The following is a 26,980-nucleotide window of genomic DNA, read 5'->3' as shown; positions in this document are numbered from 1 at the left end:
ATCCCATGCCACTCAAAGCCCTTGCCCTGAACTGCACGCTCAAGTCCGACGCCAGCGAGGCGTCCTCGACCGATGCGATGATCGCCGTGCTCACGGCGGCCTTCGCGCAGAAGGGCGTGACCGTGACCGAGACGGTCCGGGTAGCCGCGCTCAACATCAAGCCCGGCGTGACCTCGGACGAGGGCGATGGCGATGAATGGCCAGCCCTGCGCGAGAAAATCCTCGCTCACGACATCCTGATCTTCGGCGGCCCGATCTGGATGGGCCAGATCGGCAGTGTCGCCAAGCGCGCGCTCGAACGCATGGACGCCTTCCTCGACGAAACCGACGAGCAGGGCCGCATGCCCAGCTACGGCAAGGTCGCCGTCACCGCGATCGTCGGCAACGAGGACGGCGCGCACTTCTCCTCGGCGCAGCTGTTCCAGGCGCTGAACGATGTCGGCTGGACCATCCCCGCGATCGCCGCCTGCTACTGGGTGGGTGAGGCTATGGGCTCGATCGACTTCAAGGATCTGAAGGAAACGCCGGAAGCGGTCACCAGGACTGCCGGCATGCTTGCGGGCAATGCGGCGCACCTCGCAGGATTGCTCCAGGCGAACCCTTACCCGGGCTGAGCGCCCGAAACCTCGGGGAACACCAGCGATACCCTCAGCCCCGGCCCGGCATCGGTGAATTCGAGCGAGGCGCCGTGGGCATGCGCGATGGCCGCGACCATGCTGAGGCCGAGGCCATCGCCCGGCAGCCCGGCGGCGCCGTTCCCGCGGTAGAACTGCTCCGTCACCCGCTCGCGCTCCTCGGCATCGAGGCCGGGGCCGTTGTCGGCCACGCTCAGGTGCAAGCCTTCACGTACCCGCTCCGCCGAGAAAGCGACCCGGTTGCCCCCGCCCGCGTGCTTGAGCGCGTTGTCGAGCAGGTTCGACAGTGCCTGGAACACGAGGTCGAGGTCGAGGTCCGCCACCAGCGGGCGCCGCGCCGAGACGACCAGCTCGATGCCGAGCCGCTCCGCCTCCGGCTGGTAGAACTCGACGATGTCCTCGATCAGCTGGATCACGTCGGTACGCTGCAGGTCGAGGGGATGGCGTCCGTTCTCGAGCCGCGAGATACGCATCAGCGCGGCGAGAATCTGCTGCAACCGGTTGGCCTCGACGATCGTGTCTCCGGCGGCCACGCGCATGGCCGGGTGGTCCTGCGCCAGTTGCTCCAGCGCCTCCAGCCGCCCCACCAGCCGGGCGAGCGGCGTGCGCAGTTCGTGCGCGGCATTGTCCGATACGCTCTGCACCGCGCGGAACAGGCTCTGGATGCGCGAGAGCATGAGGTTGAGCGTCTCGCCAAGCCGGTCGAAGTCGTCGTTGGTGCCGCGCACTTCCACGCGCTTCGCGAGATCCCCGTCCATCACCTGCCGGGCCGTCCGTCGCACCGCCTCGATGCGCCTGCCGATCGCGACGCTCATCAGCCAGCCGCCGCTGAGGCCCAGCAGCAGGGTCACGCCGAAGATCCAGAGCGCCGCGGTGCGCAGCACTTCCTCCTCGCTGGTCACGTCCTCGACATCGCGGCCCACCATCAGGCGGGCGCCGTCGGGGAGCTTCTGGTCGCTGACGAGCGCGTTATGGTCGATCTCGGTGCCGTCCACGAACGTGTCGGCCTCGATCACGGTGAGGTGGCGGGGCGGTTTCAGCGGCCAGCTTGGCAGGTTGGCGGTGACCACCGTGCCGTCCGGGGCGAGCAGGGCGTGGAATGCCTTGATGTCGCCCGAATGCTCCGCCCGCCGATCTAGCGCCGCGCGCGCGGCGTCGATCCCGTGGGCGAGATAGAGGGCGCGCACCTCGCGTTCCTCCCGCTCGACCATGGTGCGGGCCCTGTCCATCGGCACCACCACCCGCAGCCAGTAGACCACGCCCATCAGCAGGCCCACCGAGACGCAGAACAGCCCGGCGTAGCTCAGCGCCAGCCGGAACGAGAGGCTGCGCAGCAAGCGCTTCATGCCTCGCGCATCATGTAGCCGACACCGCGTATGGTGTGGATCAGGTTGGTTTCGTCCCCGGTGGCGATCTTCTGGCGCAGCTTGCTGATGTGCTGGTCGATGATGTTGGTCTGCGGGTCGAAATTGTAATCCCACACGTTCTCGAGCAGCATCGAGCGGGTGACCACGCGTCCGGCATTGCGCGCGAGGTAGGCGACGATCCTGAGTTCGCGCAGGGTCAGTGCGATGCGCCGCCCGGCTCGGGTGACGGTATGCGAGGCGAGGTCGATCTCCAGGTCGCCGACCCGCAGCACGCTGGCGGTTTCCGCCACCGGCGCATTGCGGCGCGCCAGGCTTTCGAGGCGGGCGAGCAGTTCGGACATCGCGAAGGGCTTTGCCATGTAGTCGTCCCCGCCGGCGCGCAGGCCCTTCACCCGCTCGTCGACATCGCCCAGCGCGCTGAGGATCAGGACGGGGGTGGCGTCGTCGGTGGCGCGCAGGGCCGCCAGCAGCTTGAGCCCGTCCAGCGTCGGCAGCATGCGGTCGAGGATGATCGCGTCGTAAGTCTCGCAGGTCGCCCGCACCAGGGCGTCGCGGCCGTCGGCGCAGTGCTCGACGACGTGACCGGCCTCGCGCACGCCGGCGATGATATGCGCCGCAAGGGCGGAATCGTCTTCAACCAGGAGTATCTGCATGAGCCTCGAGCCTTATCCCCGCGCGGCCCCGGCGTCGAGGTTGCGGTGGAGAGGGCGGGGCATGGGTCGGGGAACATGGACAAATTCACATGAAGGCTCCATTCTCGGACCATGTCGCTAGGGCAAGGGCCGGTCATGTCCGCATCCTCCGCCGTCGATCCCCGTCCGTCTCCGTCTGACCGGGTCCATGTGCTCGCCATCGGCGGGGCGCACCAGTTCGCGCATATCCTGCCCGTGGCCTGCGAACTCGAACGGCGCCATCCGGGGCAGGTGACGATGTTCGTCTGCACGGACGACGAGGCCGCCATCGCCCGGGACCAGGCCCGCGTACACGGGCCGGCGGTTCCCGAAGTCGTGGTGATGGCGCTGCCCCGCCTGGCATCGGTGTTGCCCGACAAGCTGCACAAGGCCGCGCGCCTCGCCGTCTGGGCGGAGCGTTTGTGCAATGCGGGCGTGATTCTCTGCGCCGAGCGGACCTCGACGTTGCTCCGCCGGCTGCGCGGCGACTGTCCGCCGATCCTGCACATCCCCCATGGCGCGGGCGACCGCGCGGTGGGCTTCGAGAAGCGCTTCACGCTGTTCGACCATGTCCTCGTCGCCGGCCGCAAGGACCGCGACCGCCTGATGGCAAGCGGCTTCGTCGATCCCGCCGATTGCACGGTGACGGGGCCGATCAAGCTCTCGACGATCCTGGCGGGCGCGGGCCGGCACGCGCCGCTGTTCGACAATCGGCGCCCGACGATCCTCTACAACCCCCACTTTTCGAAGAAGCACTCCTCGATCGAGTCCTTTGGGCGGCGGCTGGTCGAGGCGGTGGTGCGGGACGGGCGCTACAACCTCGTCGTCGCGCCGCACGTCCGGCTGGCGCGGGGCTGGTCGGCGCGGCGGCGGCGGCAGTGGGAGGCGCTGGCGGTGTCCGGCCGGGTCATCGTCGACCTCGGTTCCGAACGGTGCAACGACATGACCTACACGCTGGGCGCCGACCTCTACGTCGGGGACGTCAGCAGCCAAGTCTACGAGTTCCTCGTGCGCCCGAGGCCCTGCCTCTTCGTCGATCCCCGCAGCGTCGACTGGCAGGGGAGCGAGGACTACGCGATGTGGCACTTCGGCGAGGTCGTCTCGCCCGATACCGACCCGGTCGCCGCGATCGACCGGGCGCTCGCCACCCACGGCGCCTATGTCGCCTGGCAGCGCGAGCGCATGGCCTACACGATCGAAGGCATCGCCTGGACACCGAGCGGCCAGCCGACATTCCGGGGCCGGTGCGCGGTGCGCGAGGCCGCGGACGTGGTCGAACGCTACGCCGGGCTGGCGGGCATTCGGCGCATAGCGGCGGCCGCCTGAGGCGCTTCCACCCTTTTCCTTGCAACCGGCGGTAGACTTGCACCCCTGATTTGGAACATAATAGGAACATATCTCCGATTCGAGGCATGCTCCCATGTTCCAGCACTCCGCGCCGTCCAGCGCCGACCCCCCCACCGATCCTCCCGTTCCGGCGCGGGTTTCCGGGCTGCCCCGGCTTGTGAAAGGACAGCTCCACGAAGTCCACGCAGGCCTCGATGGCTGGGCCTCGGCGCTTGCCTTCAGTCTCGCATCGATCGAGGCAGCCGATGAACGTCCGATCCTGCTGCTGCGGGTCCGGAAAGGCAAAGGCCGCTCCCGGACCATGCGGATGGAGCCCTGCGGCGAGGGCTGGGCACCGCTCGGGCTCGACCCGGCGCGGCTGGTGATCGTCGATGCGCCGGACGATGCCGCCCTGCTGCGCGCCGGGTTAGACGCGGCGCGGTGCCCGGGGCCGGCGGCGGTGCTGCTGGAGACCTGGGGCGCCCTGCGCGATTACGATCTGGTCGCCAGCCGCCGGCTGATCCTCGCGGCCGAGCAGTCGCGCATCCCGATCGTGATCCTGCGCGGCGACGCCCAGCCGCGCGCCAGCGCCGCGCATACCCGCTGGTCGGTCGCCAGCGCGCCCTCCACCCCGCTCGAAGTGCGCGCACCCGGCGCGCCCGCGCTCCACGTCGAACTCCAGCGCCGAAGAGGCGGGCCGGGCGGCCTGCACTGGCGGCTGGAATGGAATGAAGACCATGGCGGTTTCCGCGAAGAACCCATCGAGCCCGCACAGTCCCCCCGCGACCATCCCCCGACGCTACCTGGCGCTGTGGTTTCCCTGGATGCCCTGCGAACGCGCGAGCCGTTGCGGCGTACTGCCTGAGAGCGGCGGCGCGCTGGTCGCACGGGACGGACAGGCGCTGCGCCTCGCGGCGATCGACGCGGGCGTGCACGGGCAGGGATTGACCGCAGGCATGACCCTCGCCGATGCGCGTGCGCGCTGCCCGGACCTCGTCACCGCGCCGCACGATCCGGTGGCCGACGCCCGCGAGCTGGACCGGCTGGCGAACGCGATGATCGCCTTCACCCCGCTGGTCGCGCCCGATCCGCCGGACGGGCTGGTGCTCGACGTGACCGGCTGCGCGCACCTGTTTGGCGGCGAGGGCCAACTGGTGCGCCGGGTGCTCGCCGCCGCCGGCTACACCGCCCGCCATGCACTCGCCCCTCACGCCGCCGCCGCGCGGGCACTGGCCCGCTACGGCAGCGGCGACGAGGTGCGCACCCTGCCGGTCGCCGCGCTGGAACTGGACGAGGACAAGCTGTCGGGCCTGCGCCGCGCCGGGCTGATGACGCTGGGCGATCTCGCGGCGCGGCCGATGGCGGGGCTGGCGGCGCGCTTCGGCGAGGCGGCGGTGATGCGCCTGCGCGCGATCCTGGGCGAGGCCGGCAGCCCGATCACCCCGCTCCGCCCTGCCGAGCCGATCCATCTGGAAACCCGCTTCCCCGAACCCCTCGCCCGCACCGACGACGCGCTCGACGTGATCGAGGACCTGCTGGCGCAGGCCTCGCGGATCATGGAACAGCGCCAGCTCGGTGGCCGCCGCTTCCTTGTCGTGCTCCAGCGCAGCGACAACGTGCGCCCGCGCCTTGCGGTGGAGACCGGCCAGCCGGTGCGCGATCCCGCCGCCGTCATGCGCCTGCTGCGCGAGCGGATCGACACGCTCTCCGACCCGCTCGACCCCGGCTACGGCTTCGACGCGATCAGCCTCGCGGTGCTCACGGTGGAACACCTGCCCTCGCGCCAGATCGCGCTGGAAAGCTGCAAGGAGGAGAGCGAGGACAGCGTCGCCGCGCTGGTCGACCGGCTGAGCGTGCGGCTCGGCGAGGATAGCGTCAGCCGCCTCGTCCCCTGCGATCGCCACTTGCCCGAACGCGCGCAGGGGCTGATTTCCGCCAAGCAGGCACCCCCGGTTTCATGGCGGCAGGCGGACGACCGGCCCACCCGCCCGCTGCTGCTGCTCGATCCGCCGCAGCCGGTCGACGTGATCGCCGGCGTCCCCGACAGCCCGCCCCAGCGCTTCCGCTGGCGGGGCTGCCTCCACGACGTCCGCCTCGCCGAAGGGCCCGAGCGGATCGGCGCGGAATGGTGGCGCAGGCGCGGCGGCCACCTCCCCGGCGGCGCCTCGAATGGCAGGGGGGGCGACACCCGCGACTATTACCGGATCGAGGACGCCGAAGGCCGCCGCTACTGGATCTTCCGCAGCGGGTTGTTCGGCGAGACGCCCGACCCGCGCTGGTACCTGCACGGGATGTTCCCATGAGTATGCCGGCCTTCGCCGAACTCGTCGCCGCCACCAACTTCAGCTTTTTGCGCGGCGCCTCACCGGGGCCGGAGATCGTCGCGCGGGCCCATGCAATGGGCATGACCGGCGTGGGCATAGCCGACCGCAACACCGTCGCCGGCGTGGTGCGCGCCTTCGCGGCATGGAAGGAGATCGGCCGGGACAAGAGCGGCTTGAAGCTGATCGTCGGCGCGCGGCTGGTCTTCGCCGACGGCACCCCCGACATCGTCGCCTATCCGATGACGCGCTTCGGCTGGGGCCGCCTGACCCGCCTGCTGACGCTCGGCAACCTGCGCGCGCAGAAAGGCGAGTGCGAACTGCGGCTGCCCGACCTGCTCGACCACGCACAGGATCTCGCGCTCATCGCCATGGACGGCGACGCGGCGCTCCTGGCGACCCTGCGGGCGGCCACGCCGAAGCTCTGGCTGGCCGCGACGATGCCGCGCGCGGGGCGCGACGCACGGCGCCTCGCGCAGCGCATGGCGCTCGGCCAGGCGGCGGGCGTGCCGCTGATCGCCACCAACGACGTGCTCTACGCCGTGCCCGAGGACCGGCCGATGCAGGACGTGCTCACCTGCATCCGCGAGGGCCTGAAAGTGCAGACCGCCGGGCGCCGCCTCGCCGCCAATGCCGAGCGCCACCTCAAGGCCCCCAAGGAGATGGCCCGCCTGTTCCACGCCTGCCCCGCGGCGCTGTCCGCCACGCAGGACCTGCTGGACTGCGTTACGTTCCAGCTTACCGACCTGCGCTACGAATACCCGCACGAGCCCGTCCCGGAAGGCTGGGAACCGCAGGATTGGCTGGAGCATTTGGTGCTCGAAGGATCAGCCAAGTGGTTCCCGAATGGTCTCTCGCCTGCATACCACAAGGTGCTGACCGAAGAGTTCGACCTGATCCGCGACAAGAAGATCGCCTATTATTTCCTCACCGTCCACGACATCGTGCACCATGCCCGCAGTCTGACCCCACCGATCCTGTGCCAGGGGCGCGGCAGCGCGGCCAATTCGCTGGTCTGCTACTTCCTCGGCATCACCCCGATCGACCCGGTGGAGCAGAAGCTGCTGTTCACCCGCTTCCTTTCCACCGAGCGCGACGAGCCGCCCGACATCGACGTCGATTTCGAGCACGAGCGCCGCGAGGAGGTGATGCAGTACATCTTCAAGCGCTATGGCCGAGACCACGCCGGCATCGCCGCGACCGTCATCCGCTACCGCCAGCGCAGCGCCATCCGCGAGGTCGGCAAGGTGCTGGGCCTCAGCGAGGACGTCACCGCGCGGCTCTCGGGCACCGTATGGGGCAGCTGGGGCGGCGATGAACTGCCTGAGGACCGGCTTACCGAGGCGGGCTTCGACCCCGCGAACCCGCAGGTGGAGCGCCTGCGCGACATGGTCGGCCGCCTGCTGGAATACCCGCGCCACCTCTCGCAGCACGTCGGCGGCTTCGTGCTCAGCGAAGGGCGGCTCGACGAGATGGTGCCGATCCACAACGGAGCGATGCCCAAGCGGACCTTCATCGAATGGGACAAGGACGACCTGGAATCGCTCGGGCTGATGAAAGTCGACGTGCTGGCGCTCGGCATGCTCACCGCGATCCGCAAGAGCTTCGACCTCCTGCGCGACCATGGCTTGCGTGACCTAGCGCTCGCTACCGTACCAAAGGAGGACGAGGCGACGTATCTCATGCTCCAGAAGGGCGATAGCATCGGTACTTTCCAGGTCGAAAGTCGGGCGCAGATATCCATGCTGCCGCGCATGAAGCCGAAGATCCTCTACGATCTCGTCATCCAGGTGGCGATCGTGCGGCCCGGCCCGATCCAGGGTGGCATGGTCCACCCCTACTTGCGCCGCCGAACCGGCGAGGAGAAGGTCGAATATCCCGGTCCCGAAGGTGAAATGTTCGAGCTTCTGCACAGGACATTGGGCGTGCCGCTGTTCCAGGAGCAGGCAATGAAGCTGGCGATCACCGCTGCCGGCTTCAGCCCTCCAGAGGCGGATAAGCTGCGCCGTTCCATGGCCACGTTCCGCAGCAACGGAACCATAAAGCAGCATCAGGACAAGTTCGTCGAAGGCATGGTCGGGCGCGGCTATCCGCGTGCCTTCGCCGAAGGGTGCTTCCAGCAGATCGAGGGTTTCGGCGAATACGGCTTCCCCGAAAGCCACGCGCAGGCTTTCGGCTGGCTGGCCTATGTGTCGTCGTGGCTGAAGTGCCATTATCCGGCGGTCTTCACCTGCGCGCTGCTCAACAGCCAGCCGATGGGCTTCTACGCCCCTGCGCAGCTGGTGGCCGATGCGCGCCAGCACGGGGTTGAGGTTCGCCCGATCGACATCGGGGCGAGCCTCTGGGACAACACCCTCGAAGGGGAGCGGATCCTGCGCCTCGGATTGCGGCAGATCGGCGGGTTCAAGAAGGAGTGGGCGCAGAAGCTGGAGGAGGCGCGCAAAGTCGCCCCCATCACCGGGCTCGAGGACGCCGCCCGGCGCGCGGACCTGCCCTCGCGCGCGCTGCACCTCCTGGCCGATGCCGACGCGCTCGGCTCGCTCGGCCAGAACCGGCGCGGGGCGGGGTGGGAGGCGCGGCGCGTGCCGCCCGCGCAGCTGCCGCTGTTCGCCGCGCTGGAAGCTCCCGAGCTTGCGAAAGAGCCCGATGCCGCGCTGCCGGACATGGCACCGGCCGAGGAAGTCGTCGCCGACTACCAGACCCAGCGCCTGTCGCTGAAGGGCCACCCGATGCAGTTCCTGCGCGGCCACTTCGAAGGACAGGGCGCGCGGACTTGCGCCGAGGTCAACGCCGCGCGCGACGGCGCGAAGATCCGCGTTGCCGGGGTCGTCCTGATCCGCCAGCGGCCGGGCAAGGGCAATGCGATCTTCATCACGATCGAGGACGAGACCGGCGTGGTCAACGGGCTGCTCTGGGCGCGCGACTTCGAGAAGCAGCGCCGTGCGGTGATGGCGGCTCGGCTCATGGTGCTCGACGGCGTCGCCCAGCGCAGCAAGGAGGACGTCATCCACCTCATCGTCGACACGGTCACCGATGCCAGCGAGGCGCTGGCCCTCCTCTCCGCGCTGCCCGTGCTGAAACCCGAGCCGATGCCCGGCGACGTGGTGCGCAAGCCTGTCTACGACCGCGATCGCCCCACCTCGCGCGGTCACCCGCGCAATGTGCGCATCCTCCCGCGCTCCCGGGATTTCCACTGAGGTGCCCGTCTATCGACCGTCAGGAAGCGGGATGCTATCGAGGACGTGAAACTACGGAGCCTCGGGCCGGTCCCGGGGCATGACACGAAAGCGCGCACCGCATGATGGAAAGAGAGCCGGGTAGCGATGGTTCGGGCCTGGGGCGGGCTCCCCGCGTCGCCGACGCCGCTTCGCCCTGGCGTGCGCGCGGCGGGGTCGGCGAGACGGCTCGACCGGTAGCCGGCAGGCCGATCCTGTGGAAATGGTGGCTGCTCGCCGCTGCGCTGAGTATCGCGCTATGGGCGGGGATCATTGCCCTCGTAATGTGAGACGGAACCCGGTTGACCCGTCAACCGGGCGCCTTCCCGCCGTATTTCGTGGAGGAAGGCCGGCCGTTCAGTCCGGCTTCCAGCCGATTTCGGCGGCGGCGGCGGACTTGGGGATATCGGCCAGGGCTTCGTTGACGGTGATCGTCTCGCCCGGGGCCAGCTGGCGCTTGGCGGGAACGACTTCCTTGGCATAGACGATCGTCTCGCGCCGGTCGCGCAGGACCACCAGCAGCGAGGGAACGGCGCGGCTCTGCGCGCCGATGTTGCTGATCGTGCCGCTGACGCTGAAGAACTCGGTGCCGTCGGGCAGGGGCTTGCGGTCCTGCCGGGTACGCGGGAAGTCGAGCTTGAGGTCGGGCTGCGCCTGCTGGAAGGTCGGATGCGGGATCGGCAGCCAGTCGGGCAGGCCGCCAAAGGCGACCGCCGCGGTCAGGCCCAGCGTCGCGATGGCGAAGGCGACCGCGCTGAACGTGGCGATGCGCGTCCAGTTGCGGCGCGGACGGAATGGCGGCGAGAAGTCGAAGTTCGAGGTGCGCTCGTCCGCGTAGCGCTTGGTCGCGGTATCGTCGTAATAGACCGGCGCCGCTTTCTGCTCGCCCCGGAGCGGCGGGGGCAGCGGGTCCACGCGGCCGGGTGCGGCCAGTTCGGGTTCGGGCTGCGGGGCAGCGGGCTCGGGCGCCGGCGGGCGCGGCACGACGATGGCGGGGCGCGGGGCGGGAGCGGCGCGGGGAACGGGTGGCGGAGCGGGTTCCGGCTGCGGGGCGACCGGGGGTTCGGCCATCTCCGCCGCAGGCTGGAGCGCGGCTTCGGGCCCTTCCTGGAACCAGCTGTGGCGGCACTTGGCGCAGCGCACCGTGCGGCCTTCCATGCCGACCGCACTATCCGGTACGGCGTAGCGCGTCGAGCAGGCAGGGCAGGCGATGATCATGATCGATCTCATAAGCACGGTTGACTTGCATGCGACAAGCGCCCGGCCTGTGGGTTCGCGTCCTGACGCCCTTTTTTCCACATGCAATGACGGCTATAGGGCCAAAGACGGCTAGGGGGCACGTCGTCGTCCGTTCGGCCCGACTGAGATATAGTGACGAGCATGACCGCGGACGGCGAAATCATCCACTTCGACAATGTCGGACTGCGCTACGGCACCGATCGCGAGGTGCTCAGCGATCTGACGTTCACGCTGTTTCCGGGCCGCTTCTACTTCCTCACCGGGGCGAGCGGCGCGGGCAAGACCTCGCTGCTGCGCCTGCTGTACCTCGCCCAGCGCCCCTCGCGCGGGGCGATCCGCATGTTCGGGACCGACGCCATCACCCTGCCGCGTGCCCGGCTTCCGGTGCTGCGGCGGCGGATCGGGGTGGTGTTCCAGAACTTCCGGCTGGTGGAGCACCTTTCCGCCTTCGACAACGTGGCGCTTCCCCTGCGCGTCGCGGGCCACCGCGAGCGCGACATTGCCGGGCCGGTGCGCGATATCCTCGAATGGGTGGGCCTGGCCGACCGCATTCATGCCCGCCCCGCCACGCTCTCGGGCGGCGAGCAGCAGCGCGTCGCCATCGCCCGCGCCGTGATCGCCCGCCCGGCGATGCTGGTCGCCGACGAGCCGACCGGCAACGTCGATCCCGACATGGCGCTCAAGCTGCTGCGCCTGTTCGAAATGCTCAACCGGCAGGGGACGACCGTGGTCGTCGCCACCCACGACCTCGACCTGCTGCGCAAGGTGCCTGAAAGTCTCATCATGCGGCTCGACCGGGGGCGGCTGGCCGATCCGACCGGGGCGCTGCGCTATCCTCCGCGGAAGCTGACATGAACATGGGCGCCCTCTTCGGCCGCTGGTTCGACAAGACGCTGCCCTCCAGCCGGCGCGTCGAGATCATCCCGCAGGCGCGCATGTCCGGGCCGATGCCCTGGGTGATCGCGATCATGGTGGCGCTGACCGCGATCGCGCTCGCTGCCGGACTGGCGCTGGGCAACGCCGTCAGCGCCGCGCGGGCCGAGATCGACGGCGGCGTCACCGTGCAGGTCATCGAGCCGCGCGCCGAGGTGCGGGCCGCGCAGGCCGCGCGCGCGGTCGAGGCGATCAAGACGATGCCGGGCGTGGCGGGGCTCCGGCTGGTCCCGCAGGAGGAACTCGACGCCCTGATCGAGCCGTGGCTGGGCACCGGCATCGCTTCGGCCACCGGCGCGGCGATCCCGGTGCCGGCGCTGATCGATGTGCGCCTCAAGGGCCCGGCGACCCCCGCGCAGCTCGAGGCGATCGGGCGGCGGGTCATGCCGGTGGCGCCCTCGGCGAAGATCGACGCGCAGTCGAACTGGCTGCGGCCGGTGTTCGACGCGATGGTCTCGCTGCAGGTGCTCTCGATCGCGCTGGTGGCACTGCTGGCGATGGCGCTGGCGGCGGCCGTGCTGCTGGCGGCGCGCTCGGCGCTGGGCGCGAACCGCGACACCATCGAGATCGTCCACCTGCTGGGAGGAACCGACGCGCAGGTGGCCCGCGTGTTCCAGCGCTCAATCGGCTATGACGCGGCCGGCGGCGGCACCGTGGGGCTGGCGCTGGCGCTGGTGGTGATCCTGGTCCTGGCCCGCCGCTTCTCCGGGCTGGGCGCGGGCCTCGTCGACAATGGCGCACTGGTGTGGAGCGATTGGCTGCTGCTGGCGCTGGTGCCGATCCTGGCGACGCTGCTGGCGATGCTCACGGCGCGGCTCACCGTGCTCCATGCGCTGCGGCGGATGCTTTAAGGCTGCGTTAGCCGATAGCTGTGCTTATATAGAGATCCATGTTCCGCCGCTTCGTCGCCTTCATCGTGCTGGTCTGGCTCTTCGGGTTCCTGTGGTTCGCGATCGCGCTGCCCGGCCCGTTGCCCGCAAGCATGCGCACCGACGCGATCATCGTGCTGACCGGCAGCTCGGGGCGGATCGAGCATGCACTCACGGTTCTGGAGGCCGGAAAGGCGCCCGACCTCCTGGTTTCCGGGGTCGACCGCGAAGTGCGCCCGCGCGAGTTCGCGGTGCAGTTCAAGGTGCCCGCACGGCTGATGCGCTGCTGCGTGACGCTGGGTTACCGCGCCTACGACACCCGCTCCAACGCGATCGAGGCGGTGCAGTGGGTGACCGAGCATGGGGCCAGGTCGGTGCGACTGGTCACGGCCGACTGGCACATGCGCCGCGCCGCGCTGGAGCTGGCGCGCGAAATGCCCGCCGACGTTCGGATCGAGCGCGACGGTGTACCCTCGCGGCCGAGCCTGGGGGCGCTGTTCCTTGAATATCACAAGCTGCTGGCAAGGGCCGCGCTCAACCTCTGGGGACGATGATGACTGAAGCAGGCCCCAAGGCCGGGCGCGCCGGGCCGAACATGGTGCTGGGCGCCGCGAGCCCGCTCGACGTGGTGCGCAGCCTGCTGTTCTACGCGATCTTTTACCTTGGCTCGATCCTCTACGTGGGCGTGAGCTTTCTCGCCGCGCTGTTCGGGGACGAGCCGTTCCGCCGCGTGGCGCGGGGCTGGAGCCAGTACCACCGCTTCTGCGCCCGCTACATCCTGGGCATCCGCGTCGTCGTCGACGGGGTGATGCCCGAGGAGGGCGGCCTGCTGGTCGCCATCAAGCACGAGAGCTTCTTCGAGGCGATCGACCTGCCCGCCGTGATGCAGCGGCCCGCGCCGTTCCCCAAGGCCGAGCTGACCGACATCCCCGGCTGGGGCTGGGCGCTGCGCCGCTACGGCGCGGTGGTGGTGGAGCGCGGCGAGGGCGCCAAGGCGCTGCGCAAGATGATCTCCAGCGCGCGGAGCCTCTCCGCGCAGGGCCGGCCGCTGGCGATCTTCCCCGAGGGCACGCGGGTTCCCACGGGCCAGCGACCGCCGCTGCAGTCGGGCTTCGCGGGGGTCTACAAGCTGCTGGCGCTGCCGGTGGTGCCTGTCGCGGTGGACAGCGGGCGGCTCTATCACCGCCGCTGGAAGAAGCCCGGCGTCATCACCATGCGGGTCGGGACGAGGATCGAAGCCGGCCTCCCGCGCGAGGAGATCGAGGCGCGGGTCCATGCGGCGATCAACGTGCTGAACGTCTGAGGCGTCGGGGCCGGGGGATCGCCTTCCGACCCGGCTGCAACACCTTTTCCCGTCGCCCCCCCGCGCTGGCGGGGGCCCCGCTTTTTTGGCGCTCCTGTTGAAGGAACAAGCGGGATCGCCGCCTGCGCGGGGATGACGGTGGGTTTTCCGGGTCGGTATTCTTGGGCGGGGGTCGTTCCCACCAGGCCGCTTACGCCGGCACCAGTTCGCTGACCTCGACCGATTGCGACAGCATTTCCACGTCGCCGAAGCTGGAGAGGAACGACACGTCCGCGGCGTCCCGGCCGACGCCGATCTTGGCGATGCGGTCGGGCGAGCTCATGCCGGTCGCATCGACCATGTGCCAGGCGCCGTCGAGGAACACTTCGGCGACCGCATGGAAGTCCTGCGGCTCGACGCCGAGGCCGTAGACGCTGGCGAAGCGCGCGGGGATGGCGCTGGCGCGGACCAGCGCGATCATCAGGTGCGCATAGTCGCGGCACACGCCCCGGCCGCTCTGGAAGGTGTCGGCGGCGGTGGTGAAGGCGTCGCTGGAGCCGGGCTCGTAGGTCAGCGTGCTGGCAAGCCGGTCGCGGATCGCGGCGACCCGTGCGCCGCCGCCGAGGTGTCCGAATTCCTGCTCGACGAAATCGTGGAAGGTGTCCGAAGTCACGTACCGCGAGGGCATCAGGTAATCGACCGTCTCGCCGGGCAGCAGGTGCGTGGGGACGGCAGGCAGGGTGGCGACGTCGGCCAGCATGCGCTCGACCGAGACGGTGGCCTCGTAGCGGATCTGCAGCGGGGCGGCGGTGCGCAGCCAGATGCGCTCGCCGATGTCGGACTGCGCGGCGACGCGGGCGAAATGGTCGAGGGGGGGAAGGTCGATGCGCGCCTGGAGCACGTGCTGCTCCGGGATGATCGCCGCTTCGATCTGAAGCAGCACATCGACCGGCCCCCGGTCGGGCTGGCGCAGCGCGTAGTCGAGGGTGGTGACGATCGAAAGCTGCATGAGGGTACGTCCTTGAGCGGGGTTCTCCGGTGAAACCCCGAAAAGGCCCGGGGCTCCCGGACTACCCGAAATATACCGCTGTGCCCGATTGGGCCCGCGATATCAGCCGTTCTTTGCACCTTCGTGATCGCCGCGGCCGAAGTCGGCGCGGGCGTCGTCCTGGCCTTCCTCGATGATCGAGCGGCGGATCGCGCGGGTGTGGGCGAAGTGGTCGAACAGCTGGTCGCCGTCGCCCACCCGGATCGCGCGCTGGAGCGCGGTCAGGTCCTCGGTGAAGCGCTGGAGCATGGTCAGCACCGCTTCCTTGTTCGACAGGAACACGTCGCGCCACATGGTGGGGTCGGAGGCGGCAATGCGGGTGAAGTCGCGGAAGCCGCCGGCGGAATACTTGATGACCTCGCCCTGCGTCACGTCCTCGAGATCGGAGGCGGTGCCGACGATGGTGTAGGCGATGAGGTGGGGCAGGTGGCTGGTCACCGCGAGCACGAGGTCGTGGTGCTCGGGCGTCATGATCTCGACGTTGGCGCCGAGCGCTTCCCAGAACGCGACCAGCTCGCTCAGCCGGAGCATGTCGACCTTCTCGGGCGGAGTGACGATGCACCAGCGGTTGCGGAACAGGTGCGCGAAACCGGCGTCCGGCCCCGAATTCTCGGTGCCCGCGACGGGGTGCGCGGGGATCACCAGGTGACCGGGCAGCGCCTCGCCCAGCGCCTTGGCGATCGCCTGCTTGGACGAGCCGACGTCGCTGACCAGCGCGCCTTCCGGCAGAGCGTCACGCACCTGCTCGGCGGCGAGGCCCATGGCGCCGGGGGGGACGCAGAAGATCACGAGGTCCGCCTCGCGCACGGCATCGGCCGGGCTGTCGCACACGGTGTCGACGAGGCGGCGGCTTGCGGCGCGGGCGCGGTGTTCTGCGCTGAGGTCGTAGCCGGTGGTCCGCACGCCGGGCAGGTATTCCCGCACCGCCAGCCCGATCGAGCCGCCCTGCAGGCCAAGGCCGATGATGGCGACGGTCGCGAAAGTCACTTCGCGCCTTCCGCCATTTCGCGCAGGGCCTCGGCGATCACGTCCATGTCCTCTGGCTTGCCGATGGTGATGCGCAGGGCCTGCGGCAGGCCCTGTCCGGGGAGCCAGCGCACGATGTAGCCCCGGTCGGCGAGGCCGTCGAAGGCGGTCTCGGCGGTGAGCGCGCCTTCGAACAGGACCAGCACGAAGTTCGCCTGGCTCGGCAGGGCACGCAGCCCGTGATTGCCGAGCGCTTCCAGCTTCGTCACGAAGCGGGCGCGCTCATCGCGGTTGTGGACGCGGCTGGCCTCGACGAAGGCGGGGTCACCCAGCGCCGCGATGGCCATGGCCTGCCCGGTGGCCGAGACGTTGAACGGCCCGCGGATGCGGTTGAGCGTGGCGACGATGCCGGCCGCGCCGGTGCCCCAGCCGATACGCTCGCCGGCGAGGCCGAAGATCTTCGAGAAGGTGCGGGTGACCAGCACGTTCTCGTGCGCAGCGGCCAGCGCCAGCGCGCCGTCGTCGTCCTCGGGCGCGACATATTCGCCGTAGGCCTGGTCGATGACCAGCAGCACGTCGGACGGCAGGGCGGCGTGGAGCCGCGCGATCTCGCCGCCGGGCAGGTACGATCCGGTCGGGTTGTTGGGGTTGGCGACGAAGACCACGCGGGTCTTCTCGCTCACCAGCGCCAGCAGCGCGTCGACGTCGGTGCCATAGTCGGCGTCGGGCGCGACCACCGGCTCGGCGCCGCAGCGACGGGCGGCGATGTCGTAGACCGAAAAGCCGTAGCGCACGTAGATCACTTCGTCGCCGAGCCCGGCATAACCCTGCGCCGCAAGGTTGAGCAGCTCGTCCGATCCGGTGCCCATGACCACGCGCGCCGGGTCGATGCCGTGGGCCGCGCCGATGGCGACACGCAGCGCCGTGCTGTCGGGGTCAGGATAGAGCGCGGGCGCCTGCGCGCGGGCGGAGAGCGCGGCGGGGCTGGTGCCCAGCGGGTTCTCGTTCGCCGAGAGCTTGATGAGCGGACGGCCGTCCTTGCCCTTGGACTTGCCCGGCACGTAGGCGTGGATCGCCTCGATCCAGGGCTTAGGAGTCGGGGCTTTTGTGGAGGTGATCGTTTCGCTCATGACGGGCGGCCCCATAACCCAGCGCGGCGCCTAATGACAGACCCGGATTGAATCCCTATTGGCGGTTCCCCATTTGGCGAAACGATCATGGCGACTGCCCCACCCATCCCCACCGAGAACAGGTTCCTCGATCTCGACATGCCGCTGATGCTCGACGGCGGGCAGAGCCTTGCCTGCCCGCGCATCGCCTACGAGACCTGCGGGACGCTGAACGCGGCCAGGGACAACGCGATCTTCATCTGCCACGCGCTGACGGGGGACCATCACGTCGTCTCGGACCACCCCAAGACCGGCAAGCCCGGCTGGTGGGTGCGCATGGTGGGGCCGGGCAAGCCGATCGACACCGACCGCTTCTTCGTGATCTGCGCCAACGTCATCGGCTCGTGCATGGGCTCGACGGGCCCGGCCAGCCTCTCGCCCGACGGCGAGCCCTGGGGTATGCGCTTCCCGGTCATCACCATCCGCGACATGGTGAAAGGCCACATCGCCGTGCTCGACTCGCTCGGGATCGACAGCCTCTACGCGGTGGTCGGCGGATCGATGGGCGGGATGCAGGCGCTGAGCCTTGCCGCCAACTTCCCCGAGCGCACCCGCGCCGTGCTGATCCTCGCCTCGACCGCGCGGCATTCGGCGCAGAACATCGCGTTCCACGAAGTCGGGCGGCAGGCGATCATGGCCGACCCCGCGTGGCGCGACGGCAATTACTACGCCTTCGGAAAAGGCCCCGAGAAGGGCCTCTCCGTCGCGCGCATGGCCGCGCACATCACCTACCTGTCCGAAGCCGGGCTGACCGAGAAGTTCGGCCGCCGGCTCCAGAACCGCGAGGAGAAGACCTTCGGCTTTGACGCCGATTTCCAGATCGAATCGTACCTGCGCTATCAGGGGCTGGCCTTCACCGACCGCTTCGATGCGAACTCGTACCTCTACATCACCCGCGCCATGGACTACTTCGACCTGGCCGAGGAGCACGGCGGCCTGCTCGCCAATGCCTTCGCGAAATCGAAGGCGCGCTACTGCCTCGTCAGCTTCGACACCGACTGGCTGTACCCCACGGCCGAATCGCGCAACGTCACCCACGCGCTCAACGCGGCGGGCCTGCCGGTGAGTTTCGTGGAACTGTCGGCACCGTTCGGGCACGACTCGTTCCTGCTCGACGTGCCGGCGCTGGACCGCGTGGTGGAGGGGTTCCTGGGATGATCGAACTGTCCGACGACCCCGCGCGGATCGACACCACCCGCGTCCACGGCTGGCTGGCGTCGAGCTACTGGACGCCCGGCATCGCGCTGGAACAGGTCGAGCGGCAGAACGCCGGCTCGCACTGCCTTGGCGCCTATCACGCCGAGCACGGGCAGGTCGGCTTCGCCCGCGTCATCTCCGACCGCGCCAGCTTCGCCTGGCTCGCCGACGTCTGGGTGGACGAGGCGTCGCGCGGGGAGGGGCTTGGCCGCCGCATGGTGCAATGGTTCGTCGCGCATCCCGGCTATGCCACCGTGCGCCGTTTCGCGCTGACCACGGCTGATGCCCACGGCGTCTACGCGGCGCTAGGCTTCACGCCGCTCAAGCGGCCCGAGCGGCTGATGGAGCGTCTGTCTGCCCAGTTCGCCGCGCAACTGGAAGCCGCGCCATGAACGCCGCCCAGCGCGCCGGCCTGCGCCCCGACCTCGCCGTGATCGCCGACAACGTCGCGCGCGGATCGAGCGTGCTCGACGTCGGCTGCGGCGACGGCACCCTGCTGCAGGCCCTGCGCGACGGGCAGGACTGCCACACGCGCGGCATGGAGATCGATGCCGCCAACGTCGGGCGCTGCGTCGCGCGCGGGCTCTCGGTGATCCAGGGCGACGCCGACAAGGACCTCGCCTTCTATCCCGACAAGTCGGTCGACTACGCGATCCTCAGCCAGACGCTGCAGACCACCATGCGCCCCGACAGGGTGCTCGAGGAACTGCTGCGCATCGGCCGCAAGGCTTTCGTCAGCTTCCCCAACTTCGCGCACTGGCGGGTGCGGACCTCGCTGCTGTGGAACGGGCGCATGCCGGTGACGCGGCTGCTGCCGGTCGGCTGGTACGAGACGCCCAACATCCACCACCTCACCATCAACGACTTCCGCGCGCTGGTGAAGGAGCGGGGGATCACCGTGGAGGGCCGCTGGTTCCTCTCGGGCGACCAGAGCTGCAGCGCGGCGGCCGCCAACTTCCGCGCCGAGCACGCCGTGTTCCTGCTCTCGCGCGGGAGCTGAGCTGGCGGCGCGTGCGGGCCTGCGAGAGAGTTAACGCTCCGTTCGCCACCTTGCGCTAGGGCTGCCTGCGCCGTCCGACCTGCGGCGCCGACAGCGAGCCTTGCCATGACCCGTTCGATCGCCCGTAGCCTCCCGCCCCTGGCGCTCCTGCTGCTCGCGGCCGCGCTGGTCTGGACCTGCCTGCACCGGGGGCCGTGGTACGATGAGCTCTACACGCAGTTCGTCTCGCGCCCCGGCGTGCCGTGGCTGACCGCGCTGCGCGAAAGCTGGCTCGCCGACAACCATCCCCCGCTCTATTACATGCTGGCGCGGGCGGCGGCATGGCTGGGCCCGATCCCTCATCACCGCCTGCTGAACCTTGCGATCGGCGCCATGGCGTTGGCCGGATGCGCGGCGATCGTGCGCGACGTGCCGCGCCTGGCTCCTGCCGCCGGCGCGCTCGCGCTGGGACTGGCGGCGAACCCGTGGACATTGCTCGCGGGGAGCGAGCTGCGCTCGTACTTCCTGTCGCTGTGCGCGGGCGCGGTGCTGGTGATGGCGCTCTGCGCGCTGCGCGTCACCGGGACCGCTGGTTCGCCCCCCCGGCGCGCGGCCTACTGGATCGCGGCGATGGTGGGTTTCAACACCCACATCGTCAGTTCGCTCACCTGTGCGGCGCTGGTGGCCCCGTTCCTCGTGGTTGCCGCCTGGCGCCGGGACTGGCGCAAGGCGCAGGCGATCGCGGTGCCGCCTTTGGTTGCCGGACTGGTGCTCGTCGCCGTCACTGCGCTGCAGCTGCCGACATGGCTCGCGAACACGGCGGTATTCTGGATCGAGCCGGGCTTCTCGTCCGCGCGCTGGTCGGTCGAACTGGCGGTGCTCCACACGCTCGAGGCCAATCCGGTATGGCTTCTGGGCGCGCTGGCGGGAGCGGCCCTGATGGTCCGTGACCTGCTGCGCCGCCAGCCACGGGCCGAGGCCGGCGCGCTGGCGCTGCTGGGGGCCGGGGTGGGCCTCGCCATCGTCGGCCTCGTCACGCTGCATCTGCTGCGCCCGATGCTGATCGAGAAGTACCTGATGGTCCTGATTGCAGCGATCGCCATGGGCGCCGCGCTCGGCTTCGGCCGGCTGCTCGAAGCCCTCGGGCCGCGCCTGCGCCTGCTGACCCTGGCGGCGGCGTTCGCGGCGACGGCGCTGGCAATGGTCCACAACGCGAAGGCGGCGGCCGACGGTCCGAGCTGGTTCGGCACCGGCCGCCTCGTCGCGGCGGAAGCGGCGCGCTGCCCGGGCACGGTCGTCCACGTCGACCCCTTCTGGAACGCCGACGTGGCGGCCATGCTGCCCCGCGACAATGCGCGGACGGTGCCCTTCGCCTACCGCTACGTCGCCGATGCGCTGGGCTTCAGGCTGGCACCCGCCGGATCGCGGGCCATGTCGCAAACCTGCCCGACGATCTTCTGGGCCGAGCACGACAGCGCCGAGCGCTGGGGCGCGTCCAGCGTCGCCGCCCGCCTGCGCGCGCGGGGCATGCCCATTGCCGGGCTGGAGTTCCGGCGCGTGGGCAAGGGCTGGATCGCCCTCGTCCCGCCGCAGCCGGTTCCCTGAGTTCCGTCAGCCGTCAGCCCATCGACAGGCCGAAGTAGGCCCCCAGCTTGTTGCCGTCCGGGTCGCGCAAATAGGCGCCGAAGGCCCCGCGCGCCTGCGGCTTGGGCTCCGGCTCGCCCTCGCTGGTGCCGCCGTTGGCAAGGCCCGCCGCATGCCAGGCCTTGACCGCGTCCTCGTCGGCCGCCTCGAAGATGATGGTGCCGCCGTTGGCGTGGGTCGTCGGCTCGCCGTCGCGCGCGGGGCCGAGCAGGAAGCGCACGCCGCCCAGGTCCCACATGACGATCGGATACTGTTCCGGCGTCGAGCAGGGCGCGAGGCCCAACGCGCCGAACGTGGCGTCGTAGAAGGCGCGGGTCCTGGCCAGATCATTGGCGCCAAGGCGGATGGACTTGAGCAGCATTGGATTTCCTCTCCCGATTGTCGTTGTCAGTGCGTCGGCCGGATCACTGGCCCGGCGCGTGGAGCGCGCAGAGCTTGTTGCCGTCCGGATCGCGCAGGTAGGCGAGGTAGAGCGAGCCGAACGCGAACTCGCGGATGCCCGGCGCATCCTCGCACGAAGCGCCGCCCGCCGCACAGCCGGCCGCATGCCAGGCGTCGACCTGCTCCGGGCTCTCGCAGCCGAGGCCGACGGTCCCGCCGTTGGCGAAGCTCGCCGCCTCGCCGTTGATCGGGGTGCAGATCATGAAGTTCGCGCCCTTGTGGGCATAGGCCAGCCGGCCCGCCGCAGGGTCGGACATGATCGGCGCCGCGCCGAGCACGCCGAACGTGGCGTCGTAGAAGGTCTTGGAGGCGGCAAGGTCGTTGCTGCCGACGGCGATATGGCTGAACATGAACGTCTCCCAAGGTGTCGGCGCGTGCCGTCCGGCGGCAGATTGTCGCCCGTCCGGCGCGAGGTCAATCGCGGCCCGGTGCGTTGCGGCGATATATGAGCCCGCGGCTCCGACCGTCGCAGCCTTGTGACTTATCCACGCGTTTACCTGCCGCTCTAAATCCCGTTCGGTGGACGCTGTCTCCCGGCTTTGGCATCGAAAACCCTATGTGGCACATCTATCAGTTTCCGCTCTGCCCGTTCAGCCGCAAGGTCCGGCTGCTCATGGCCGAGAAGGGCATCGCCTACGAACTCCAGACCGCCCGGCCGTGGGAGGGTGAGGACCGGCTGTTCGCGATGAACCCGGCGGGCCGCACCCCCGTCATCCGCGAGACCGAGAAGGGCATCGTCCTGTCGGACAGCCGCGCGATCTGCGAGTATTTCGAGGAGACGGTGGACCGCAACCCGCTGATCAGCGGCACTGCCCAGCAGCGCGCCGAGATCCGCCGCCTGATCGCGATGTTCGACGAGAACTTCCACAACGACGTCTCGGGTCCGCTCCTGCTCGAGCGCATGAAGAAGCGGCTCGTGCTGCGCCAGTCGCCCGACGCCAAGTCGCTGCGCGAATCGATGAAGCTCGCGCACGACTATCTTGATTACATCGACTACCTGATCGACAACCGCCCCTGGCTTGCCGGCGCGACGATGACGCTGGCCGACCTCGCCGCCGCCGCGCAGATCTCGGTGGCGGACTATCTCGGCGGTCTCGACTGGTCGAGCCATGAGCAGGCGCGCGCCTGGTACCTGGTGATGAAGTCGCGCCCCTCGTTCCGCCCCCTGCTGAGCGAGCGCATGGAAGTGATCCAGCCGCCCAGCCACTACGCCGAAGTGGACGGCTGAACCCGGCTTTTCGGGGAGAGCTGAACCCTCATCCGAACGGAAGGGGCCGTGTTGTCCCTTCCGCGGAGCAGCTTACGCCGCGTGCTTGGCGCCGAAGCGGCCGTGCTTGCGGAAGCGCACCATCCAGCGGTCGAGGAACAGGGCAAGCGGGCGCGGCGTCACGCCGAGGTCGGCGATGCCGGGCAGGGTGCCGCTCGCCACGCTGCCGGCCTTCAGCAGCTTGAACTGGTCCGAGCTGATCGGCGCGCCCGGCAGCCAGCCGGTGGCGCTGGCGATCAGGCCCGACACCGCGTCCGGCAGCGCAGCGAAGCTGCGCGAGCGGCCCTGCGCGGCGGCGATGCGCTCGTTGAACGCGAGCATGGTGATCACTTCGGGGCCGGCGACCTCGTAGGTCCTGCCGCCATGCGCTTCGGGATCGGCGAGGGCATTGGCGATGGCCACCGCCACGTCGTCGACGAACACCGGCTGCAGCTTCGCCTGCGGAGCGAAGACGGGCAGCGCCGGCATGCGCGAGATCAGTTCGGCGAACATCATCACGAAGCGGTCGTCGGGGCCGAACATCAGCGAGGGACGCAGGATGGTCGCCTCGGGGAAGGCGGCGCGCACCGCGTCCTCGCCCTCGCCCTTGGTGCGGGCGTAATCGATGTCCGAGCCGGCATCCGCGCCGATCGCCGAGACGTGGACGAAGGCGCCGACGCCCGCGGCCCTGGCGGCAGCGGCGATCGCGCCGGCCCCCTTGCCCTGCACCGCGTCCAGATTGCCGCCAAACGCGCCGACGAGGTTCACCACCGCGTCCGAGCCCGCTAGCACGGCAGCGATCGAATCGGGCCTGGTCACGTCGACCCCGGCGAACTGGACCTGGCCGAGGTTGCCGAGCGTCTTGATGGAGAACGCCTTCTTCGGATAGCGGCTGGCGATCCGCAGCCGCGCGCCGCGCGCCAGCAGTTCCTGCGCAAGATGCCGGCCGACGAAGCCGCTTCCGCCAACGATGGTGACGATCTTGCCGTACAGGGAATTCGGGGTGTCGATAACGGGGCGGGGGTTCATGGTCAGAATCGGTCCTTCCGTCGCCGCGCGGAGCGACTATCCCGCGCCGCAGCACATTGAAATCGCCCCTGCCACAAGGCCGGCGCAGGGGCAACCGGCCAGTTCGCCCGACGCTTTGCCGGCGCCGCGAACCCAAGCAATCGCGCGGTGCGAAAATTGTTGCTCCCGATAGTGTTGACAACCCCGCGGGCGCTGCGTAGAGGCGCCCTCCTACCCAGCAAGGACGGCAACTTCGCCCCCTTGCTACCGTGCCCAGATGGCGGAATTGGTAGACGCACCAGCTTCAGGTGCTGGCGCTCGCAAGGGCGTGGAGGTTCGAGTCCTCTTCTGGGCACCACTTCTCAAGACATTGAGAACACCGGTGGACCGTCGCAAGACGGTCCCCTCGGCGTGTCCGTTGCCGAGGCCGTCATGGGGAGCCTTTGGCAGGGCGGGGCATTCGCGCTATGGGCGCGGCATGGACGTCTCCGGCATCGAACCTCATCACCCCCTGCGCGTGGCGGCGCTCTATTGCTTTACGCGCTTCGACGACTGCGAGGGCCTGCAGGGGCCGCTCGAACGGCTGTGCAAAGAGCAGGGCATTCGCGGAACGCTGCTCCTCGCGCATGAGGGGATAAACGGGACGATCGCGGGCAGCGATGCGGGCATCGACGCGGTGCTGGCGCACATCCGCGCGCTGCCGGGCTGTGCCGGTCTCGACGTGAAGCTGTCGAGCGCGGGCGCGATGCCGTTCCACCGGATGAAAGTGCGCATCAAGCGCGAGATCGTGACGATGGGCGAGCCGGAGATCGACCCGCTCGCCAGCGTCGGCACTTACGTCGAGCCGCAGCACTGGAACGCGCTGATAGCCGATCCCGGCACGATCGTGATCGACACGCGCAACGACTACGAGGTGGCGGTGGGCACCTTCGAAGGCGCGATCGACCCGCAGACCCGCACCTTCCGCGATTTTCCCGAGTGGTTCCGCCAGGAGCGCGAACGCCTGCTGGGCGCCGGGGACAAGCCGCCCCGGGTCGCGATGTTCTGTACCGGCGGCATCCGCTGCGAGAAATCCACCGCCTTCCTGAAGCAGGAGGGCATCGAGGAGGTCTACCATCTCAAGGGCGGCATCCTGCGCTACCTGGAAAGCGTGCCCGAGGACGAGAGCCTGTGGCGCGGCGAATGTTTCGTGTTCGACCAGCGGGTGACGATCGGCCACGGGCTCATCCAGGGCACCCACGCGCTGTGCCATGCCTGCCGCCGCCCGGTGAACGGGCAGGACCAGCGCTCCCCGCTGTTCGAAGTGGGCGTGAGCTGCCCGGCATGCCATGGCGAGCGGACCGACGAGCAGCGCGCGTCCTACCGCGAGCGCCAGCGGCAGGAGGAACTCGCCGCCGCGCAGGGGCGCGCCCATGTCGGGGCGGTACGCGAGGAGCGCGGCGATCCTGCCTGATCCGGTCCTCTACAGCTTTCGGCGCTGCCCCTACGCGATGCGGGCGCGGCTGGCGCTGATGGTCAGCGCAACGGCCTGCGAACTGCGCGAGATCAAGCTGTCGGCCAAGCCCGAGGCGATGCTGGCCGCCTCGCCCAAGGGGACGGTTCCGGTGCTGGTGCTGCCGGACGGCGCGGTCATCGAGCAGAGCATCGACATCATGCGCTTCGCCCTCGGGCTTCGCGACCCCGAAGGCTGGCTGGAGCGCGACGACGCGGAACTGATCGCGGCGAACGACGGGCCGTTCAAGCACGACCTCGACCGCTACAAGTATCCCGAGCGCCACGACGCCGACGGCCTCGCCCACCGTGAAAGCGGACTGGGCTTCCTGCGCGATCTCGACGCCCGGCTGGCGGGTTCGGAATACCTGTGCGGCGCTTCGAGGGGGATCGCGGATGCCGCCATCATCCCCTTCGTGCGCCAGTTCGCGGCGGTCGACCGCGCCTGGTTCGAGGCGCGGCCGCTACCGCATCTCCAGCGCTGGCTCGCCGGCTATCTCGATTCGGACCTGTTCGAGGCGGTCATGGCGCGCGTTGCGCCATGGTCCCCTGGAGATCCGCCGGTGCCTTTCGCGGCTGCTCAGGGACGCCCGACCGACGCGTAGGCGAACCCTGCCGCGCGCATTTCGTCCGGCTTGTAGATGTTGCGCAGGTCCACCAGTACCGGCGCATTGGCGAGCGCCTTGACGCGGCCAAGGTCCAGCGCGCGGAAGGCGTCCCATTCGGTGACCAGGACAACCGCGTCGGCGCCGGTGATCGCGGCGTAGGGGTCGCCCATCATCTCGACATCGGGCATCAGCGGCCGGGCCAGTTCCATGCCCTCGGGATCGAAGGCAGCGACCGACACGCCCGCGTCGAACAGGGTCTGGGCGATCGCGATGGCGGGCGAATCGCGCATGTCGTCGGTGTTCGGCTTGAAGGTCAGGCCGAGCATGGCCACGCGCTTCCCGCGCGCGGCGTCGCCGCCGCCGAGCGCCTCGATGACCTTGCGGCCCATCGCGCGCTTGCGCAGGTCGTTGGACTTGGCGACCGCCTCGACGATCCGCAGCGGGGCGTCGTGGTCCTCCGCCGTCTTGAGCAGGGCGAGCGTGTCCTTGGGGAAGCACGAGCCGCCGTATCCGGGGCCGGCATGGAGGAATTTCTTGCCGATCCGCCCGTCGAGCCCGATGCCGCGCGCCACGTCCTGGACATTGCCGCCGACTTTCTCGCACAGGTCCGCGATCTCGTTGATGAAGGTGATCTTGGTCGCGAGGAAGGCGTTGGCGGCATACTTGATCATTTCGGCCGAGCGGCGCGAGGTGAACAGCAGCGGCGATTCGTTGAGGAACAGCGGCCGATAGACGGCGCGCATGACGGTGCGGCCGAAATCGTCCTCGGCACCGATGACGATGCGGTCGGGGCGCTTGAAATCGCCGATCGCCGCACCTTCGCGCAGGAATTCGGGATTCGACACCACCGCGACGCGGTGCGGCGTGCCGCACTCCGCGAGGATGCGCTCCACCTCGTCGCCGGTGCCGACGGGCACGGTCGACTTGGTGACGATCACCGCGTCGTTCGACAGGCTCTCGCCGACTTCATGGGCGACGGCGTAGACGAACGAAAGGTCGGCATGGCCGTCTCCCCGGCGCGACGGCGTGCCGACGGCGATGAAGATCGCGCTGGCGCCGCGGATGCCCTCGGCGAGATCGGTGGTGAAGGAGAGGCGGCCGGCCCTGACGTTGTTCGCCACCAGGGTGTCGAGACCCGGCTCGTAGATGGGCATCACCCCGTCGTGCAGCCGGTCGATCTTGGACTGGTCCTTGTCGATGCAGACGACATCGTGGCCGAAATCGGCGAAACAGGCTCCGGACACCAGGCCGACGTAGCCCGAACCCACCATTGCAATCTTCATGTAAACCTCACGCGAGGGAAATCAGGAGCGGCCTTTAGGCCC

At 69.6% G+C, this 26,980-nt stretch carries 27 protein-coding genes and 1 tRNA gene; 18 read left to right on the top strand and 10 right to left on the bottom strand.

Annotation, left to right across the window (positions count from 1 at the left end; translation table 11 throughout):
- The first annotated feature begins 5 nt into the window (after positions 1-5).
- Positions 6-614, top strand: a complete 609-nt coding sequence (locus AC07M9_RS13165) for a flavodoxin family protein (protein ID WP_494884205.1) — start codon at positions 6-8, stop codon at positions 612-614.
- Here the strand turns inward: AC07M9_RS13165 and AC07M9_RS13160 are convergent.
- Both AC07M9_RS13160 and AC07M9_RS13155 read right to left on the bottom strand, forming a co-directional pair.
- Positions 602-1,981 (bottom strand): sensor histidine kinase, encoded by a 1,380-nt coding sequence (locus AC07M9_RS13160; RefSeq protein ID WP_494884204.1) that lies wholly within the window; start codon positions 1,979-1,981, stop codon positions 602-604. The genes AC07M9_RS13165 and AC07M9_RS13160 overlap by 13 nt on opposite strands.
- Complete coding sequence (locus tag AC07M9_RS13155) at positions 1,978-2,655, bottom strand: response regulator transcription factor (protein WP_494884203.1); 678 nt, start codon at positions 2,653-2,655, stop codon at positions 1,978-1,980. The genes AC07M9_RS13160 and AC07M9_RS13155 overlap by 4 nt, the downstream gene beginning before the upstream one ends.
- A gap of 135 nt (positions 2,656-2,790) precedes the next feature.
- Between AC07M9_RS13155 and AC07M9_RS13150 the strand changes: the two genes are divergently transcribed.
- From AC07M9_RS13150 to AC07M9_RS13130, 5 genes are all read left to right on the top strand, one after another.
- Complete coding sequence (locus AC07M9_RS13150; protein WP_494884202.1) at positions 2,791-3,999, top strand: CDP-glycerol glycerophosphotransferase family protein; 1,209 nt, start codon at positions 2,791-2,793, stop codon at positions 3,997-3,999.
- Between the two features lie 94 nt (positions 4,000-4,093).
- Entirely contained in the window at positions 4,094-4,864 is a 771-nt protein-coding gene (locus AC07M9_RS13145) for an ImuA family protein (RefSeq protein ID WP_494884201.1), read from the top strand.
- Positions 4,824-6,302 (top strand): Y-family DNA polymerase, encoded by a 1,479-nt coding sequence (locus tag AC07M9_RS13140; protein ID WP_494884200.1) that lies wholly within the window; start codon positions 4,824-4,826, stop codon positions 6,300-6,302. Before AC07M9_RS13145 ends, AC07M9_RS13140 begins: the two co-directional genes overlap by 41 nt.
- On the top strand, positions 6,299-9,517 hold the full coding sequence (locus tag AC07M9_RS13135) for an error-prone DNA polymerase (RefSeq protein WP_494884199.1): 3,219 nt from the start codon (positions 6,299-6,301) through the stop codon (positions 9,515-9,517). Before AC07M9_RS13140 ends, AC07M9_RS13135 begins: the two co-directional genes overlap by 4 nt.
- A 101-nt stretch (positions 9,518-9,618) precedes the next feature.
- Complete coding sequence (locus tag AC07M9_RS13130) at positions 9,619-9,825, top strand: hypothetical protein (protein WP_494884198.1); 207 nt, start codon at positions 9,619-9,621, stop codon at positions 9,823-9,825.
- A 67-nt stretch (positions 9,826-9,892) separates the two neighbouring features.
- Here AC07M9_RS13130 and AC07M9_RS13125 read toward each other — a convergent pair whose 3' ends face one another.
- Positions 9,893-10,753, bottom strand: a complete 861-nt coding sequence (locus AC07M9_RS13125; RefSeq protein ID WP_494884197.1) for a zinc-ribbon domain-containing protein — start codon at positions 10,751-10,753, stop codon at positions 9,893-9,895.
- A gap of 162 nt (positions 10,754-10,915) precedes the next feature.
- Between AC07M9_RS13125 and ftsE the strand changes: the two genes are divergently transcribed.
- The 4 genes from ftsE to AC07M9_RS13105 are packed head-to-tail and all read left to right on the top strand — an operon-like array spanning position 10,916 to position 13,879.
- Complete coding sequence (gene ftsE / locus AC07M9_RS13120; RefSeq protein ID WP_494884196.1) at positions 10,916-11,629, top strand: cell division ATP-binding protein FtsE; 714 nt, start codon at positions 10,916-10,918, stop codon at positions 11,627-11,629.
- Between the two features lie 2 nt (positions 11,630-11,631).
- Positions 11,632-12,558: a cell division protein FtsX gene (locus AC07M9_RS13115; RefSeq protein WP_494884523.1), complete on the top strand. Its 927-nt coding sequence runs from the start codon at positions 11,632-11,634 to the stop codon at positions 12,556-12,558.
- 38 nt (positions 12,559-12,596) lie between these two features.
- Positions 12,597-13,130 carry a YdcF family protein gene (locus tag AC07M9_RS13110; RefSeq protein ID WP_494884195.1) on the top strand — a complete coding sequence of 178 codons (534 nt, stop codon included), beginning with the start codon at positions 12,597-12,599 and terminating at the stop codon, positions 13,128-13,130.
- Positions 13,130-13,879, top strand: a complete 750-nt coding sequence (locus tag AC07M9_RS13105; protein ID WP_494884194.1) for a lysophospholipid acyltransferase family protein — start codon at positions 13,130-13,132, stop codon at positions 13,877-13,879. Before AC07M9_RS13110 ends, AC07M9_RS13105 begins: the two co-directional genes overlap by 1 nt.
- 190 nt (positions 13,880-14,069) lie before the next feature.
- Here AC07M9_RS13105 and AC07M9_RS13100 read toward each other — a convergent pair whose 3' ends face one another.
- The 3 genes from AC07M9_RS13100 to hisC all read right to left on the bottom strand — a co-directional run bounded on the left by AC07M9_RS13100 (position 14,070) and on the right by hisC (position 17,017).
- Positions 14,070-14,867, bottom strand: a complete 798-nt coding sequence (locus tag AC07M9_RS13100) for a transglutaminase-like domain-containing protein (RefSeq protein ID WP_494884193.1) — start codon at positions 14,865-14,867, stop codon at positions 14,070-14,072.
- A 102-nt stretch (positions 14,868-14,969) separates the two neighbouring features.
- Positions 14,970-15,893 carry a prephenate/arogenate dehydrogenase family protein gene (locus AC07M9_RS13095; RefSeq protein ID WP_494884192.1) on the bottom strand — a complete coding sequence of 308 codons (924 nt, stop codon included), beginning with the start codon at positions 15,891-15,893 and terminating at the stop codon, positions 14,970-14,972.
- On the bottom strand, positions 15,890-17,017 hold the full coding sequence (hisC, locus tag AC07M9_RS13090) for a histidinol-phosphate transaminase (protein ID WP_494884191.1): 1,128 nt from the start codon (positions 17,015-17,017) through the stop codon (positions 15,890-15,892). Before hisC ends, AC07M9_RS13095 begins: the two co-directional genes overlap by 4 nt.
- Positions 17,018-17,089: 72 nt before the next feature.
- On the opposite strand from hisC, the gene metX reads away from it, so the two are divergent.
- The 4 genes from metX to AC07M9_RS13070 all read left to right on the top strand — a co-directional run bounded on the left by metX (position 17,090) and on the right by AC07M9_RS13070 (position 20,822).
- The gene (metX, locus tag AC07M9_RS13085) at positions 17,090-18,199 is read left to right on the top strand and encodes a homoserine O-acetyltransferase MetX (RefSeq protein ID WP_494884190.1); all 1,110 of its coding nucleotides are present in this window, start codon (positions 17,090-17,092) and stop codon (positions 18,197-18,199) included.
- Complete coding sequence (locus AC07M9_RS13080; RefSeq protein ID WP_494884189.1) at positions 18,196-18,630, top strand: GNAT family N-acetyltransferase; 435 nt, start codon at positions 18,196-18,198, stop codon at positions 18,628-18,630. The genes metX and AC07M9_RS13080 overlap by 4 nt, the downstream gene beginning before the upstream one ends.
- Positions 18,627-19,238: a methionine biosynthesis protein MetW gene (gene metW, locus AC07M9_RS13075; protein ID WP_494884188.1), complete on the top strand. Its 612-nt coding sequence runs from the start codon at positions 18,627-18,629 to the stop codon at positions 19,236-19,238. The genes AC07M9_RS13080 and metW overlap by 4 nt, the downstream gene beginning before the upstream one ends.
- Positions 19,239-19,343: 105 nt before the next feature.
- Entirely contained in the window at positions 19,344-20,822 is a 1,479-nt protein-coding gene (locus AC07M9_RS13070) for a hypothetical protein (protein ID WP_494884187.1), read from the top strand.
- Positions 20,823-20,835: 13 nt separating this feature from the next.
- Here the strand turns inward: AC07M9_RS13070 and AC07M9_RS13065 are convergent, their stop codons facing one another.
- Positions 20,836-21,222, bottom strand: a complete 387-nt coding sequence (locus AC07M9_RS13065) for a VOC family protein (protein ID WP_494884186.1) — start codon at positions 21,220-21,222, stop codon at positions 20,836-20,838.
- A gap of 43 nt (positions 21,223-21,265) precedes the next feature.
- Positions 21,266-21,652, bottom strand: a complete 387-nt coding sequence (locus AC07M9_RS13060) for a VOC family protein (protein ID WP_494884185.1) — start codon at positions 21,650-21,652, stop codon at positions 21,266-21,268.
- Between the two features lie 206 nt (positions 21,653-21,858).
- Here AC07M9_RS13060 and AC07M9_RS13055 point away from each other — a divergent pair, with 206 nt between their 5' ends.
- Entirely contained in the window at positions 21,859-22,530 is a 672-nt protein-coding gene (locus tag AC07M9_RS13055) for a glutathione S-transferase family protein (RefSeq protein ID WP_494884184.1), read from the top strand.
- 72 nt (positions 22,531-22,602) lie between these two features.
- On the opposite strand, the gene AC07M9_RS13050 is transcribed toward AC07M9_RS13055, so the two are convergent.
- Positions 22,603-23,577 carry a complex I NDUFA9 subunit family protein gene (locus AC07M9_RS13050; protein ID WP_494884183.1) on the bottom strand — a complete coding sequence of 325 codons (975 nt, stop codon included), beginning with the start codon at positions 23,575-23,577 and terminating at the stop codon, positions 22,603-22,605.
- Positions 23,578-23,827: 250 nt separating this feature from the next.
- Between AC07M9_RS13050 and AC07M9_RS13045 the strand changes: the two genes are divergently transcribed.
- The 3 genes from AC07M9_RS13045 (at position 23,828) to AC07M9_RS13035 (ending at position 25,652) form a co-directional block, all read left to right on the top strand.
- Positions 23,828-23,914 (top strand) — tRNA-Leu (locus AC07M9_RS13045).
- Between the two features lie 120 nt (positions 23,915-24,034).
- The gene (trhO, locus tag AC07M9_RS13040) at positions 24,035-25,009 is read left to right on the top strand and encodes an oxygen-dependent tRNA uridine(34) hydroxylase TrhO (RefSeq protein WP_494884182.1); all 975 of its coding nucleotides are present in this window, start codon (positions 24,035-24,037) and stop codon (positions 25,007-25,009) included.
- The gene (locus AC07M9_RS13035; protein WP_494884181.1) at positions 24,969-25,652 is read left to right on the top strand and encodes a glutathione S-transferase; all 684 of its coding nucleotides are present in this window, start codon (positions 24,969-24,971) and stop codon (positions 25,650-25,652) included. The genes trhO and AC07M9_RS13035 overlap by 41 nt, the downstream gene beginning before the upstream one ends.
- Here the strand turns inward: AC07M9_RS13035 and AC07M9_RS13030 are convergent.
- Positions 25,628-26,938 carry a UDP-glucose dehydrogenase family protein gene (locus AC07M9_RS13030; protein ID WP_494884180.1) on the bottom strand — a complete coding sequence of 437 codons (1,311 nt, stop codon included), beginning with the start codon at positions 26,936-26,938 and terminating at the stop codon, positions 25,628-25,630. The two genes, AC07M9_RS13035 and AC07M9_RS13030, sit on opposite strands and share 25 nt — an antisense overlap.
- Between the last annotated feature and the right edge of the window lie 42 nt (positions 26,939-26,980).

The sequence above is a fragment of the Novosphingobium sp. GW821-FHT09E05 genome, from assembly GCF_059416165.1.
Note: the sequence above shows the minus strand (reverse complement) of the source record. Positions and strands in the feature narration are given on the sequence as shown.